Raw genomic sequence first — 13,173 nt, 5'->3', positions numbered from 1 at the left:
GACGCCCGCGATACTTAAAGAGGCTATCACGTCGCCCGAAGGGCGTCAACTCACGGGCGACGCTGCGCTGCCTCGCGAGCCCCCACGACGCGCGGAGCTACACGCTCAGGTCGTCGGGGGCGTAGTCGGTCCTAAGGCGCGCGCTCTGGGCCTCGAGGCGCCGGGCGTCCTCGTGCCGCCCCTCGCGCCGCAGCCGCTCGAGGTAAGCCGCCATGTCCCCCGCGGGGGGGTAGGGTTGCAGGTCGCGCAGCGGGTCGCTGCGCCCGCTCGCGGCGACCTGCTCGCGCTCCCAAACGCTTAGCCGCGCGTCCATCGCCGCTAGGCGCTCCGGCTCGGCGCGGCTTAGGTCGCGCGTCAAGTGCGGGTCGCACGCGACGTCGAAGAGCATCCGCGGTTCGTAGCGGTAGTAGCTCGGGTGGTAGGTCCGCAGGTAGAGAAAGCGCCCATCGAAAAGGGCGCGCTGCCGCGTGTGCAGCCCGTGGGTCAGGACGACCTCCTGGCGCGGGTGTTCGAGCTCGCCGCCCTTGAGCAGGGGCAAAAAACTCCTCCCGAGCCACCCCTGGGGCACCTGAAGGCCGAGCGCTTCGCAGAGCGTCGGCGCGAGGTCGGTGTTGAGCAGCAGCTCGCGGCGCACGCTCCCCGCAGCGCGGTCGGTGAGGCCGGGCCAGCGGACGATGAGCGGCACGCGGTGCACCGCCGGAATGGCCGCGCCGTGCTCCATGTACTGCCCGAGCTCGCCAAACGCCTCGCCGTGATCGGCGGAGATGAGGATCGCCGTCTCGTCGAGCACGCCCTGGCGCTCCAAAACCGCCAGAACCGCCCCCAGCTGTTCGTCGAGGTAGCGGATGGCGCCGTCGTAGCCCGAGATGAGGTGCTCGAAGTCGCGCCTGTGGGCGATGCGGTCGGGCATGGTCGGTACGCGCGAACGGCCGAAGCCTTCGTGGCGGCTACTCCCCCACAGCGTCCGCGGCGTGCGGATCCCCGTAAGCGCCCCCTGCGCCCGCAGCGTCTCGGCGTCCGGCCAAGCGGGGGCGGGGTAGCGCGCCATCTCCCGAAAGTAGCTCAAGGGTTCGGTGTAGAGGGTGTGCGGGTCCCAGTAGTTGAGGTGCAAAAACCAGCGGTCGCTGCGGGCGTGGCGCTCGAGCCAAGGGAGCGCCGTCGCGTTCACCTCGGGGGCGTCCTCGTTGCCCCCCTTGAGGCTGGGGAGACGAAACTCGCGGAAGCCGAGGTGAAACCAGCCGGCGAAGTGCCGGTCGGCGAAGCTCGACACGCTCGCCGTATAAAACCCCGCCGCGGCCAGGTGGTGGGTTAACAGGGGCGCCCCACCGTAGCGTTCCGCGAGCCCGTAGCGCAGCGTGCTCCCGACGGGGGTCGTCTCGTGTGCGACGACTCCGTTGTGGATCCCCGGGCGGGCGCTTAAAAGGGCCGCGCGGCTCGGCACGCAAGGGGTGTCGGAGGCGAAAAAGTTGCTAAAACGCACCCCCTGCGCGGCGAGCTGGTCGATCACCGGGGAGGTCGGCCGCAGGTAGCCGTAGCACCCGAGGTGCTCGGGGCGCAGGGAATCGATGTCGATATACAGAAGGCGCACGGAAAAGCTCCTCTCAAAACCTTTTCGGCGCAAGGCTACGCGTCGAACCGCTTAAAGTTAGCACGGCTTAAAGAAGAGGGTCGTTTGGACGAAAACCCGCCGCGCGTAGATCCTGGCACGGCGTTGCGCTGGGCTGCTTGAGGCCGCGGCGAGCCCACCGCGCCCTCTCTCACCGCCCCAGAAACTGTGCCTTTTACCCAAGATGCGCCCGCATGGGGAGCGCTAGGCTTCTGGTGCGTCGCCATCACGAGCGGCGCGCTTAACACCGACCAACGGACCGCGACGTCCGCGGAAGTCCACTAGGTCACCGAGGGGGCAAGACATGAACCACAACGATGAACACGCCGGGCGTAACGAGGCGGAGCAGAACCCGCAGAAACAAGGGCCGACCCCACCGCTGCCGGAGCCGGAGCAGCAGGTTCCGGGCACCGAGGGGGAGATGGCGACCCAGGCCGACCACGGCCAGGAGTCGTACAAGGGGACCGGGAAGCTAGCGGGCAAAGTCGCGCTGATCACCGGCGCAGACAGCGGCATCGGCAAAGCGGTCGCCATCGCCTACGCGCGCGAGGGCGCCGACGTCGTCGTGTCGTACCTCAACGAAGAGGAGGACGCGCGCGACACCGCCGCTTGGGTGGAGAAAGCGGGGCGCAAAGCGCTCCTCGTGGCCGGCGACATCTCCGACAAGGCGCACTGCCAGGCCCTCGTCGAGAAGACCGTGAGCACCTTTGGCCGCCTCGACATCCTGGTGAACAACGCGGCCTTTCAGATGAGCCGCGAGGACATCAGCGAGATCCCCGATGACGAGTTCGACTTCACCTTCCGCACCAACGTCTACGCCATGTTCTACCTCTGCAAAGCGGCGCTCGAGCACATGCAGGAGGGGGCGTCGATCATCAACGTCTCGTCGATCCAGGCGTACCAGCCGAGCCCGGAGCTGCTCGCCTACGCCGCCACAAAGGGCGCTATCGTCAACTTCACCAAAGGGCTCGCGGGGATGGTCGCGAAAAAAGGGATCCGCGTGAATAGCGTGGCCCCCGGCCCCGTCTGGACGCCCCTGATCCCCGCCACGATGCCGCCCGAAAAGGTCGAATCGTTCGGCAAGGACACGCCGCTCGCGCGGCCCGCGCAGCCCGCCGAGCTCGCGCCCGCCTTTGTGTTCCTCGCCTCACAAGACGGTTCGTACATCTCCGGCGCGGTCATCCCCGTCACCGGCGGCAAACCGACGATGTAGCGCCGAGCGCTCCGAGCAGGTAGTCGCTCTCACGACTCGAGCGGGGACGCCGCGCAGCAGCGCAGAGGGGCCGGTAGACACTGTACCGGCCCCTCTGCTTTGTCCGGTTTAGGCAGGATCTACGGCCCCGCTACCGCCTCGTATACGCTCGTGTCGACGACCTCCTCAAAGCTCACCGGCTCGGCGATGAGGCCGACTTGCACAAGCAGTTCGACGGAGCGCCCAAACGCCTCCCGGTCGATGGCTCCGACCGCCGTGTTCTCGTCCGGCATCACCAGCTCGGCGACGCGCGCCATCTGCCAGGTTTGGTGGATCTGCGGGCTCTGCGTGGCGCCCGAACCCGCGCAGGTGTCGCCGCAGAAGCCCAAGACGATCTCGACGGCTTCCGCTTGGTTCTCGACGGCGTACTCCCAACCGCGGATGGTGGCGCGCAAAAAGCGCTCGGCCACCTCGCGCCCCGAGACGCCGGAGCCCTTGAAGTCTTCCGCCTCGAGCAGCGCCGGGGTGGTGAAGATGAGGTCCTCTAAAAGCGCCGCGTCGATCTCGGCGGGGTCGAGGACGTTAAGCGACTCGAGCGGGTACCCCAGGCCGACGATCTGGTTGAGCTCGTTGTAGGTCATGGCGCTAGCCACCTCGACCTCGTTGGGGAAGACCAACGAGGGGTCGAAGGCGTAGACGACCGCGCGCACGTCGGGGTTCGTGACGGTCGGGTCCAGGTCCGAGGTGAGGTCCTCGGCGGCGAAGATCGCCTGCGAGACGAACTCGTTGCCAAAGCCCCAGACGCCCACCGTGCGCCCCGCGAGGTCGGCGAACGTCTCGATACCCGAGTCCGAGAGCGCCACCATCCGGTAGCCCGCGTCTTGAAAGATCTGCGCGATCTGCACGACCTCTAGGCCCTGCTCGCGCTGCACCAGCATGTTGGCGATCCAGTCGGTGCCGAAGTCGGCGTTGCCGCTCGCGACCTGCACCGTCGGGTTGACGTTGCCGCCGTCTAAAACGGTGACGCTCAACCCCTCCTCGGCGTAAAAACCCTTTTCCTGGGCGACGAAGTAACCGGCGAACTGCGCCTGCGGAAACCACTTGGACTGAAAGGTCACGGGGATGAGGTCTTGGGCGAACGCGGCGGGAGAGGCGGCCAGCAGGGTGAGACATAGGGCTTTGGCGAGCGGACGGTTCACGGTTTCCTCCTGAGCGTGGGGTTGGCGTAGGCCTCGGGCAGCTTGCAGCCCGCACTACGGCCCGAGCGCGGGCGACGCGGCCAGAAGGGCTCGAGCCGCGCGCGTCCGGGTTGACGCCACCGGCCTCACGCGCCCTCACGAAAGGCGGGGTGCCAACCCGTCACGCGGCGCGCGAGCCACGACAGCGCCCCGTAGAGGGCGAGCGAGACGAGGCTCGAGACGACGATCGCCGCGAACACCACGTCATACGCGCCGCGCCGCGCGGAGAGGGAGATGCGCTGCCCCAACCCTTCGGGCGGCCCCGGGATCAGAAACTCCGCGACGATCACGCTGATGACCGACACCACGGCGGCGAGCTTGAGCGCGTTAAAGAGGTAGGGCAGGGCGTTCGGCAGCCGCAGCTTGAAAAAGACCTCGCGGGGGCGGGCGGCGTAGGCGCGCAGGAGCTCGAGCTGTAGGGGGTCGACCGCCGTAAGCCCCTGCACGGTGTTTAAGAGCACCGGGAAAAAGGTCACGATGACGACCACCGCCGCTTTCGACTGCCAGTCGACCCCGAACGCGCGGCCTAGCACCGGCGCCAGACCGACGATGGGCACCGCGCCGAAAGCCGCCGCTAAGGGGAGAAAGCCCCGCTGCAAAAAGCGGCTCCCGGCCACCCCGACCCCCGCGGCGAAGCCCGCCGTCAGGCCCAGGGCGAAGCCCAGCGCGACCTCCTTGACAAAGGTCACGTAGGCGTCGCGCAAGAGGACGGGGAAGGTGGCCAAAAGGGCGGCGCACACGTCCGTGACGCTCGGGAAGATCCCCTTGGGCACCCCGTGACCGACCACCAACCCCTGCCAGAGGAGCAGCAGCACGAAGGGCACCACCCCGGGCAGCAAGAGGCGGCCGAAGCGCCCCCCCCAGCGCTCGCCCAACCAGGCCCCGACGCACGCCAACCCCAGCCCCCCCCAGAGGAGCGCCCAGTAGACGCCCGCGCCGACCGGCACGGTGCCGGGCAGGAGCGCCCAGAGCGACGCTCCCAGACCGAGCAGCACCACAAGGGAGGCGAGCGCGCTCACCGGCGCTCCCAGGGGGCGACGAGGCGCTGCACGAGCCCGACGAACGCTACCAGCGTGATGCCCAAAAGCGCCGAGATGAGCAGCAGGATCCAGACGTCCGCGACGTTGCCCGACTGCACCTGGCCCAGGATCTGAAAACCGAGCCCGCGCCGGTTGTTCGACTCGGTCTCCGCCACGAGCGCCCCCACGAGCGCCGCGGCGGTCGCCAGCTTGAGCGAGACGAACAAAGAGGGCACCGCTGCCGGAAAACGCACCTTGGTGAAGACCTGCCAGGGGGAGGCGGCGTACGAGCGCATCAGGTCGAGCGCCAGCGGGTCCACCGAGCGCAAGCCCTGCACCGTCCCGACGACGACCGGAAAAAAGGCGATGTAGGCGCCGATCAGGGCAGTCGGCAGGAGCGAGGTCTGGATGGTGATGCCGGCGTTGCCGAGCACCAAGAGCAGCACCGGTACGAGCGCGATGATCGGCACCGTCTGCGAGGCGACCGCCCAGGGCATCAGGGCGCGTTCAAGGGGCCGCACGAGCACGAACACCACCGCCAGGAGCGTGCCGAGCGCCGCACCCAAGGCGAGCGCCGCGAGCGTCCCCGAGGCGGTGTAGAGCGTGGCGCGGACGACGTTGCGTTCGTCGCTTAGGGGGAACTTCTCGAAAAAGGGCACCGCGCGGGCGGCGATCCAGTGCGGGAAGGGCACGGGGTGCTGCGGCAGCGCGAGAAAACACGCCCAGAGCCCCTCGCCGCACGCGGGCCGCGCGTAGACCGTGTAGCGGTCCGTCCAGACGACCGAGCCCGCCGGGGGCGCCTGTGCCAGGAGGATCTCGCCCGCTGCGGCGTCCGCCAAAAACGCGCCGCCATACTGCCGCAGCTGGGCGTTGCGCGGGGGCGGGCGCGCGAAGGTGACGCGGTTGCCGTCGCGGGTGTAGGCGTCCTCGGGCTGCGGCACGCCGTCGACCGTGACGACGCCCGCACTGCTCGCGAAGGTAAAGGTCTCCCGCACCCCGTCCACGCGCTCCTCGGGGCGCTCGGCATCGCTGGGGAGGCGCGTGCCGCCCACGTAGATGGCGTAGGTGTCGGTCTCGACGACGCGGGGGCGAGCGAGCGAGAAGCGGCGGTTCTCCCCGTCGGTCTCCCCCGCCAAGACCTCGGCGAGCCGCACCACGCTCAATGCGACGCGCACCTCGCCGGCGGGCGGCGCGGCGAACACGACCGTGCCCTTGCTGGCGTCCAGCACGGCGTAGTCGCCCGACACGCGGCGCAGGTCGCTGCCGAAGGGGGGCGGCTCGGTAAAGGTCACCCGTTCGCCGTTCACGGCGTAGTCGGCGCCCTCCGCCAAGACCTCGGCGCCCAGCAGCACCGGCCCCTCGGCGCCCCCGAAGGAGAAGTCCTGGCGCACGCCGTCGGGGGGCGCCGCGGCGCTGACCGCGCCCCCCACGGCGAGCGTGTCGCCGACGTAGAGGGTCAAGGGGTCGGGGAGCTCCGCCAAGCGGTAGACCGTCTCCGAGAGCCGCGTCGGAGGCGCCCCCCAGGTGACGAGCGGCGCCCTTACGCCAGCCGCCAGCGTCACCGTCTCCCCCGTTTGGGTGTGCGCCGCCGCCAGCGGCGCCCCCGCCAGGACGAGCACCCCCCTCTCGGGGGCGTCCGCAAAGGTCAGCGTCGGGCCGTCCCCTAGGCGCTGCGGCGCGCTCGCCGTGACGGTCTCCCGCTGCCACTTGCGCAGGTCGCGCAGGTCGCGCAGCGCCAGCGGCAACCCGAAGGCGAGCGCCAAAGGGTAGCCGAGCAGGGTGAGCGCGCCGAGCACCACCAACAGCGGCAGCCGCGCCCTAAGCGCCCGCACCGGCCCCGCCATCAGTGCGCCCCTTTAAGCGCCTCGCGCACCTGCGTGGTGAGCTCGAAAAAGCGCCGCGACTCGCGCACCGCGTCGGTGCGGGGGTAGGACAGGTCGACTTCGATCACCCGCTCGATCTTGCCGGGGCGCGGCGTCATCACCACGATGCGCGACGACAAAAAGACCGCCTCGGGGATCGAGTGGGTCACGAACACGATCGTCTTGTGCGTCTCCTCCCAGATGCGCAAGAGCTCGTTGTTGAGCGCTTCGCGGGTGATCTCGTCCAAGGCGCCGAAGGGTTCGTCCATGAGTAGCAGCTTGGGGTCGAAAGCGAGCGCGCGGGCGATGGAGACGCGCTGCTGCATCCCGCCGGAGAGCTGGTAGGGGTAGCGGTGGTGAAAGTCCTCCAGGCCGACGAGTTTAAGAAGGCGCGCCGCGCGCTCCTGCCGCTCGGCTCTGGGAAACCCCATGATCTCAAGGGGCAGCATCACGTTTTGGAGGACCGTCCGCCAGTCGTAGAGCACCGGCGCCTGAAAGACGTAGCCGTACTCGCGCGCCTCGCGCGCCGCCCTGGGCGTTTTGCCCGCGACCCGCAGCTCGCCGGAGGTCGGTTGCACGAGGTCGGCGATAAGCCGCAGCAGGGTGGTCTTGCCGCAGCCCGAGGGGCCGATGAGCGAGACGAACTCGCCCGCTTGGACGCTCAAGGTGGCGTTTTGCAGCGCGACCGTCTCGCCCGCGCGCGAACGGTAGACCATCGAGAGGCCCTCCAGGGCGATGACGGGCTCGCCCCCGAGGGCGGGGCTCGAGGCTCCACGGGCGGTAGGGCGGACCGAAACGCTCAAACCGCCCCCTCGCGCCGCAAAAAGACGCCGCGCCCCGGGGTGCCGACGAAACGGCCCTCTCGCACCATCACCTCGCCGCGCAGCGTGACGACCTCCGGGCGCCCATCGATCTCGAAGCCCTCGAAGCCGCTGTAGTCGACGTTCATGTGCTGGGTTTTGGCGGAGAGCGTGCCGCGGTAGTCGGGGTCGTAGACCACCAGGTCGGCGTCGCTGCCCACCTCGATGGTCCCCTTGCGCGGGAAGAGGCCGAAGAGCTTCGCCGCTTGGGTCGAAGCCGCGTCCACGAAGCGGTGCACGTCCAGCTCGCCGCGCGACACCCCGTAGGTGTAGAGCAGCTTCACGCGGTCCTCGATGGCGGGGATGCCGTTGGGGATCTTTGTAAAGTCACCCGATCCCATCGCCTTCTGCGCGGTGTCGAAGGGCGCGTGGTCGGTGCCGATGGTCTGGATGTCGCCGCGCTTAAGCGCCTCCCAGAGCACCCGTTGGTTGCGCTTGTCGCGCAACGGCGGGCTCATGACGTACTTGGCCCCCTCGACCTCGGGGCGCTCGGCGTAGGACTTGTCGAGCAGCAGGTGCGGGATCACCGACTCGACGGCGAGGTCGACGCCCCGCGCCCGCGCCGCCAGGGCCGCTTGCAGCGCCAGCTCACACGAGAGGTGCACGACGTACCCCCTTGCCCCGGTGGCCTCCAAAAAGGTGGCGAAGTGGTGCACCCCGTCCGCCTCGACGTACTCGGGGCGGCTCGGTTCGTGCCACTCGGGGCCGGTCTTGCCTTCGGAAAGCAGCTTGCGCTGGAGCTGCGCGACCAGCTCGGCGTTTTCGGTGTGCGCCGTGACGATGACCCCGAGCTCTTTAGCGAGCTGGAGCGTTTTAAAGAGCGCCTCGTCGTCGATACCGAAAGCGCCCTTGTAGGCCAAGAAAACCTTGAACGAGCTTGTGCCGTCCGCGACGATCTCCCGGAGCTGCCCTTCGGTCTCCTCGCCAAAGCGGGTCACGCCCATGTGAAAGGCGTAGTCGCACGCGGCGCTGCCCTCGGCTTTGCGCTTCCAGAGCCTATACCCCTCGAGCGCGTCCTCGCTGCCTGCCGGGCAGCACATCTCGATAAAGGTCGTCGTCCCGCCCATGAGCGCCGCCTTGGAGCCCGTCTCGTGGGTGTCCTTGGCGTAGGTGCCCATAAAGGGCAGATAGATGTGCACGTGCGGGTCGATAAACCCGGGGAAGACGAGCTTGCCCGCGGCGTCGATGACCTCGGTGCCCGCGGGCGCCCGCAGGTTCTCGCCGATCTCGGTAATAGTCTCGCCCTCGGCGTAGATGTCGGCTCTTAGTCGGGTGTCGGCGGTGATGATCTCGCCCTGTCGGATCAGTAAGCCCATCGGTCCTCCCAAAGGCTGCCCGCTCACCGCGCCCCGCTCCCATAGGGACGCTGCGGGGATGCAACGCGACCCGGTCAAACGAACAGGTCAAACCAGTCGGTCAAAACCCTATACGGGTGGCGCGGCCGCGCCACCCGCGTCAGTGAATCTCGATGCCCTTCTCCGCCCGGTAGCGCCCCATCGCCTCCCACTGCAGCGTCACCTCCGGGTACCGCTCGGTGATCTCGGCCCAGGTGACGCTCTCGCGCCCCGAGTCGACCTCGAGCATGGTGATGCAACCATCCACCGGGCACACCAGCGAGCAGAGGTTGCACCCCACGCAGTCGTCCTCGCGCACCACGGGTTGCGTCTTCGCCGGCCCCGCGTAGGTCGCTGGGTCGATCTTGACGCCGTCGACGGTCAGGTCGATGCACTGGTGCGCGCCCTCGTCGCAGGCGACAAAGCAGAGGTTGCAGTGGATGCACTTGGCGGGGTCGATGCGCGCGACGACCTTGTAGGACAAGTCGAGCTGGTTAAAGGGCGAGTAGCGGGGGGCGGCGGCGCCGATCACGTCGCGCACGCTCGCCGCCCCCTTGTCGTCGAGCCAGTTCGAGAGCCCGTCGGTGAGCTCTTCGATGATGCGAAAACCGTAGTGCATCACGGCGGTGCACACCTGCAAGCTGGTCGCCCCCAGGAGGAGAAACTCGGCGGCGTCGCGCCAGGTCTGGATACCGCCCATGCCGGAGATGGGAATGCGGAAGTCACGCGTCTCGGGGAGCTGCATGACCTCGCTGAGCATGGAGAGCGCGATGGGTTTGACCGCCGGCCCCGCGTAGCCGCCGTGGCCCCCCTTGCCGCCGACGTTCGGTTTGAGCGTAAACGCGTCTAAGTCCACGCCGATCACCGAGTTGATGGTGTTGATCAGGCTGAGCGCGGCTGCGCGGCCCTCGATGGCGGCCCGCGCGGGCGCCTTGATGTCGGTGATGTTCGGGGTCAGCTTGACGATCACCGGCACGCTCGCGACGCTCGTCACCCACTCGGTGATCATGCTGCAGTACTCGGGCACCTGACCGACCGCCGAACCCATCCCGCGCTCGCTCATACCGTGCGGGCAGCCGTAGTTAAGTTCGATGGCGTCGGCGCCGGTGTCCTCGATGCGCCGCACCGCGTCCGCCCACACCTGCGGGTCGGACTCGAACATCGCCGAGACGATCACCGCGCGGTCGGGAAAAAGCCGCTTGACCTCGGCGATCTCGCGCAGGTTGACCTCTAGGGGACGGTCCGAAATCAGCTCGATGTTGTTGATCGCCGCGAGCTTGTTGCCGCCGTACTCCCAACCGCCGTAGCGCGACGAGACGTTGAGGACGGGGGTGCCGATGGTTTTCCAGACCGCCCCACCCCAGCCGTAGTCGAAGGCCTTGCAGACCTGATAGGCCGTGTTGGTCGGCGGCGCGGAGGCGAGCCAGAAGGGGTTGGGGCTTTTCACCCCGCAGAAGTCGGTGCTGAGGTCGGCCATCTAACCCTCCGGGGAGCCGTCGAGGCGCTGCTCGAGGCTGTAGGGGACTGGGGACAAAGCGCGCGTGCTTGGCGCGTCGGTTCTCTCTTGCAGCGCTACAAGCCGGCGCCGCACGACGTCCACCGCGCGCTCCGGCTTCTTGCGGTCTAGGGTGTCCACGGTCGCGGTCCGCCTCCTGTTGCCTAGTCGGCGGCCAGGGCGGCGGCCCCGAGAAGCGCGTGAATGGCTCTAGCCGCCCGCTTGCCGTCCTCGGTCGCGGTCACCGTCATCGCCTCGCCGGTCGCGCGGATGCAGTCGCCGCCCGCGAAGACCTTCGGGTGGCTTGTGCGCAGCGCCGCGTCGACGTTGACGTAACCGCGCTCCTGCTCGAGCCCGAAGTGCGCGAAGAGGTCGACGCGCTTCTCCTGCCCGATGGCTTTAATCACCTGGTCGCAGGGGAGCACCCATTCGCTCCCCGGGACGGGCCGCGGCAGCGCCCGCCCGTCGGGCCCCGGCGGGCCGAGCTCCACGCGGAGGCACTCGAGGCCCGTCACCCGCCCCCCTTCGCCCAGGATGCGCACGGGCTGGCTAAAAAAGCGCAGCTCCACCCCCTCGTTGCGGACGAAGGCGACCTCGAAGTCGTACGCGGTCATCTCGGTCTCGCCGCGCCGGTACACCATCGTCACGCGCTCGGCGCCCAGGCGCCTAGCGACCGTCGCCGCGTCGACCGCGGTGTTGCCCGCGCCGATCACCGCCACGTGCCGCCCCACGGGGAGCGCCCGCAACCGCTCCAGCCCCTCGCGCTCGGCGAGCTTGGTCTCGGCGATAAAGGAGAGCGCCTCGGTGACGCCCTCGAGGTCCTCACCGGGGATGCCTAGGTGCGGCACCGCCCCCATCCCGACCCCCAGAAACACCGCGTCAAAGTCCCGCAGCAGCTCGGGGGCTTGCACGTCGCGCCCGACCTCGACGCCCGTGCGGATCTCCACCCCGAGCGCCTCAATCATGGCGACCTCCTCCAACGCGACCCGGATGGGTTCGCGCAAGACCACGATGCCGTACGTCGAGAGCCCGCCCGGTAGGGGGTTTTTCTCGAAGACCGTGACCTCGTAACCGCGCCTCGCGAGCTCGCCTGCGCAGGAGAGGCCCGCCGGCCCCGCCCCGACGACCGCCACGCGCTTGCCCGTCGGGGGCGCGGGGGTAAAGGGGAGCTTCCGGCGGCTGTAGAGGTGGTCCATGGCGTAGCGCTGCAGCCGTCCGATCTCGATGGGTTTGTGGTCGGCCCCCAACACGCACGCCCCCTCGCACAGCTCCTCGACGGGGCAGACGCGCGCACAGGTCGCCGCCATGAGGTTGGCCTCCAAGATAGTCACGGCGGCGCCCGTGACGTTGTCGGTCGCGATCTTGCGGATAAACGTCGGCACGTCGATGTGCGTCGGGCACGCCCGGATGCAGGGGGCGTCGAAGCAGTAGAGGCACCGGTTCGCCTCCACTTTGGCCTCCCGCGCCGTCATGGGGGGTTTAAGCTCGCGAAAGCGCGCCTCTAACGCCTCCAAACTAGGCTGCACCATCGCCCACCTCCGCCGACCAGCCGAAACGACGTCCACGCATCTGGGCTCCTTGCAAGGGTCGCGAGAACGCTCCCTGTGGGGGTTGAAGGCACCATCATAAGCGCGCCCCAAGAGCCTGTAAAGCGCCCCTAGCTGCAGGATATACCAGCTCGGGTGCAAGGTGTCAAACGAAAGACGAACGCTCTGCAAAAAGGGTGCAGCCGGAGGCAGTAAGCTCCCTACTTTTGCGAGCTCCGTACATCGGAGAGCTACCGTTTGACAAGACCAAGGCGCACGGGCTTCATCACAGCGCCCCCGCGGCCGCGCCCGCCTCCCCCACCGAGGGTGGTAGCGACACGCTCTCGGCGGCCGCCCGGAGGGCCGTGACGAGGCGCTTTTCGCGAGCGAGAAAGCGCTTTAGAGGCAGCTGCAGCCCGAGCGCGGCGGCCACCCCGCCCTCCCAGAGGAGCGGTGCGGCGAGCGCGCACTGCCCCGGCAGCCACTCCTCGACCGCGCGCGCGTACCCGAGCTCGAGGACGCGCGCGAGCTCGCTCGCCCACTCGTCGGGCGTCGTGATGGTGCTCGCGGTGTAGGGGGTCAAGGCCGGCGGCGTGAGCCCGGCAAAGGCGTAGAGGAGCTTGCCCGCGGCGGTCGCGTGAGTGGGCAGCACGACGTCGGTCTGCAGCGCGTCCCCCGCGGCGGGGTCGCCGAGGGTGCGGGCCACGCACACCACGCGGCGGTCCTCGAGCACGCACACGTAGGCGAGGGCGCGCTCACGCGCCGCGAGCTCGGCGAGCGCGAGGCGCGCGCGGGGGAGAAAGGGGAGCGCGTCGGTGAGCTGCGCGGCGAGCTCGGCGAGGCGCCACGAGAGCCGGTAGCGCCCCCGCGCGACGCGGCGCAAGAGCCCCACCTCGGTGAGCGCGGCGAGGTGCGCGTGCACCGTCGCGCGCGGCAACCCGAGGTGCAGGGCGAGCGCGCGCGGCCCCCACTCGGGCCGGTCGGCGCGAAAGGCGGCCAAAACGGCGCTGGCTTTGGCGAGCGAACGCATGGGGCCAGTTT

Annotated in this window: 11 protein-coding genes; 1 reads left to right on the top strand and 10 read right to left on the bottom strand. The window is 69.2% G+C overall.

The window, feature by feature from the left end; translation table 11 throughout:
• Positions 1–97: 97 nt before the first annotated feature.
• Positions 98–1,588, bottom strand: a complete 1,491-nt coding sequence (locus TRAD_RS04635; RefSeq protein ID WP_013177432.1) for a sulfatase — start codon at positions 1,586–1,588, stop codon at positions 98–100.
• Between the two features lie 322 nt (positions 1,589–1,910).
• On the opposite strand from TRAD_RS04635, the gene TRAD_RS04630 reads away from it, so the two are divergent.
• The gene (locus tag TRAD_RS04630; protein WP_013177431.1) at positions 1,911–2,819 is read left to right on the top strand and encodes an SDR family oxidoreductase; all 909 of its coding nucleotides are present in this window, start codon (positions 1,911–1,913) and stop codon (positions 2,817–2,819) included.
• A 119-nt stretch (positions 2,820–2,938) separates the two neighbouring features.
• Here the strand turns inward: TRAD_RS04630 and TRAD_RS04625 are convergent, their stop codons facing one another.
• The 9 genes from TRAD_RS04625 to TRAD_RS04590 form a co-directional block, all read right to left on the bottom strand.
• Positions 2,939–3,997, bottom strand: a complete 1,059-nt coding sequence (locus tag TRAD_RS04625) for an ABC transporter substrate-binding protein (protein ID WP_013177430.1) — start codon at positions 3,995–3,997, stop codon at positions 2,939–2,941.
• Between the two features lie 125 nt (positions 3,998–4,122).
• Positions 4,123–5,055 carry an ABC transporter permease gene (locus TRAD_RS04620; protein WP_013177429.1) on the bottom strand — a complete coding sequence of 311 codons (933 nt, stop codon included), beginning with the start codon at positions 5,053–5,055 and terminating at the stop codon, positions 4,123–4,125.
• A complete protein-coding gene (locus tag TRAD_RS15090; protein WP_013177428.1) occupies positions 5,052–6,899 on the bottom strand; it encodes an ABC transporter permease subunit in 1,848 nt (615 codons plus the stop codon). Before TRAD_RS15090 ends, TRAD_RS04620 begins: the two co-directional genes overlap by 4 nt.
• Positions 6,899–7,720: an ABC transporter ATP-binding protein gene (locus TRAD_RS04610; protein WP_013177427.1), complete on the bottom strand. Its 822-nt coding sequence runs from the start codon at positions 7,718–7,720 to the stop codon at positions 6,899–6,901. Before TRAD_RS04610 ends, TRAD_RS15090 begins: the two co-directional genes overlap by 1 nt.
• Entirely contained in the window at positions 7,717–9,093 is a 1,377-nt protein-coding gene (gene hydA, locus TRAD_RS04605; RefSeq protein WP_013177426.1) for a dihydropyrimidinase, read from the bottom strand. The genes TRAD_RS04610 and hydA overlap by 4 nt, the downstream gene beginning before the upstream one ends.
• Positions 9,094–9,232: 139 nt before the next feature.
• Positions 9,233–10,588: an NAD-dependent dihydropyrimidine dehydrogenase subunit PreA gene (gene preA / locus TRAD_RS04600; RefSeq protein ID WP_013177425.1), complete on the bottom strand. Its 1,356-nt coding sequence runs from the start codon at positions 10,586–10,588 to the stop codon at positions 9,233–9,235.
• Complete coding sequence (locus TRAD_RS16260; RefSeq protein ID WP_013177424.1) at positions 10,589–10,747, bottom strand: hypothetical protein; 159 nt, start codon at positions 10,745–10,747, stop codon at positions 10,589–10,591.
• A gap of 23 nt (positions 10,748–10,770) precedes the next feature.
• Positions 10,771–12,135 carry an NAD(P)-dependent oxidoreductase gene (locus tag TRAD_RS04595; RefSeq protein WP_013177423.1) on the bottom strand — a complete coding sequence of 455 codons (1,365 nt, stop codon included), beginning with the start codon at positions 12,133–12,135 and terminating at the stop codon, positions 10,771–10,773.
• 283 nt (positions 12,136–12,418) lie between these two features.
• Positions 12,419–13,162 (bottom strand): IclR family transcriptional regulator, encoded by a 744-nt coding sequence (locus tag TRAD_RS04590; RefSeq protein ID WP_013177422.1) that lies wholly within the window; start codon positions 13,160–13,162, stop codon positions 12,419–12,421.
• Positions 13,163–13,173: the final 11 nt, after the last annotated feature.

The organism is Truepera radiovictrix DSM 17093, assembly GCF_000092425.1.
GTDB lineage: Bacteria > Deinococcota > Deinococci > Deinococcales > Trueperaceae > Truepera > Truepera radiovictrix.
This window is presented reverse-complemented; position numbering and strand designations above follow the sequence as displayed.

Coding starts and splice junctions, on each gene's coding strand:
- TRAD_RS04630 (WP_013177431.1), top strand. CDS start 1,911: ATGAACCACAACGATGAACACGCCGGGCGTAACGAGGCGGAGCAGAAC.
- TRAD_RS15090 (WP_013177428.1), bottom strand. CDS start 6,899: ATGGCGGGGCCGGTGCGGGCGCTTAGGGCGCGGCTGCCGCTGTTGGTG.
- hydA (WP_013177426.1), bottom strand. CDS start 9,093: ATGGGCTTACTGATCCGACAGGGCGAGATCATCACCGCCGACACCCGA.
- preA (WP_013177425.1), bottom strand. CDS start 10,588: ATGGCCGACCTCAGCACCGACTTCTGCGGGGTGAAAAGCCCCAACCCC.
- TRAD_RS04595 (WP_013177423.1), bottom strand. CDS start 12,135: ATGGTGCAGCCTAGTTTGGAGGCGTTAGAGGCGCGCTTTCGCGAGCTT.
- TRAD_RS04590 (WP_013177422.1), bottom strand. CDS start 13,162: ATGCGTTCGCTCGCCAAAGCCAGCGCCGTTTTGGCCGCCTTTCGCGCC.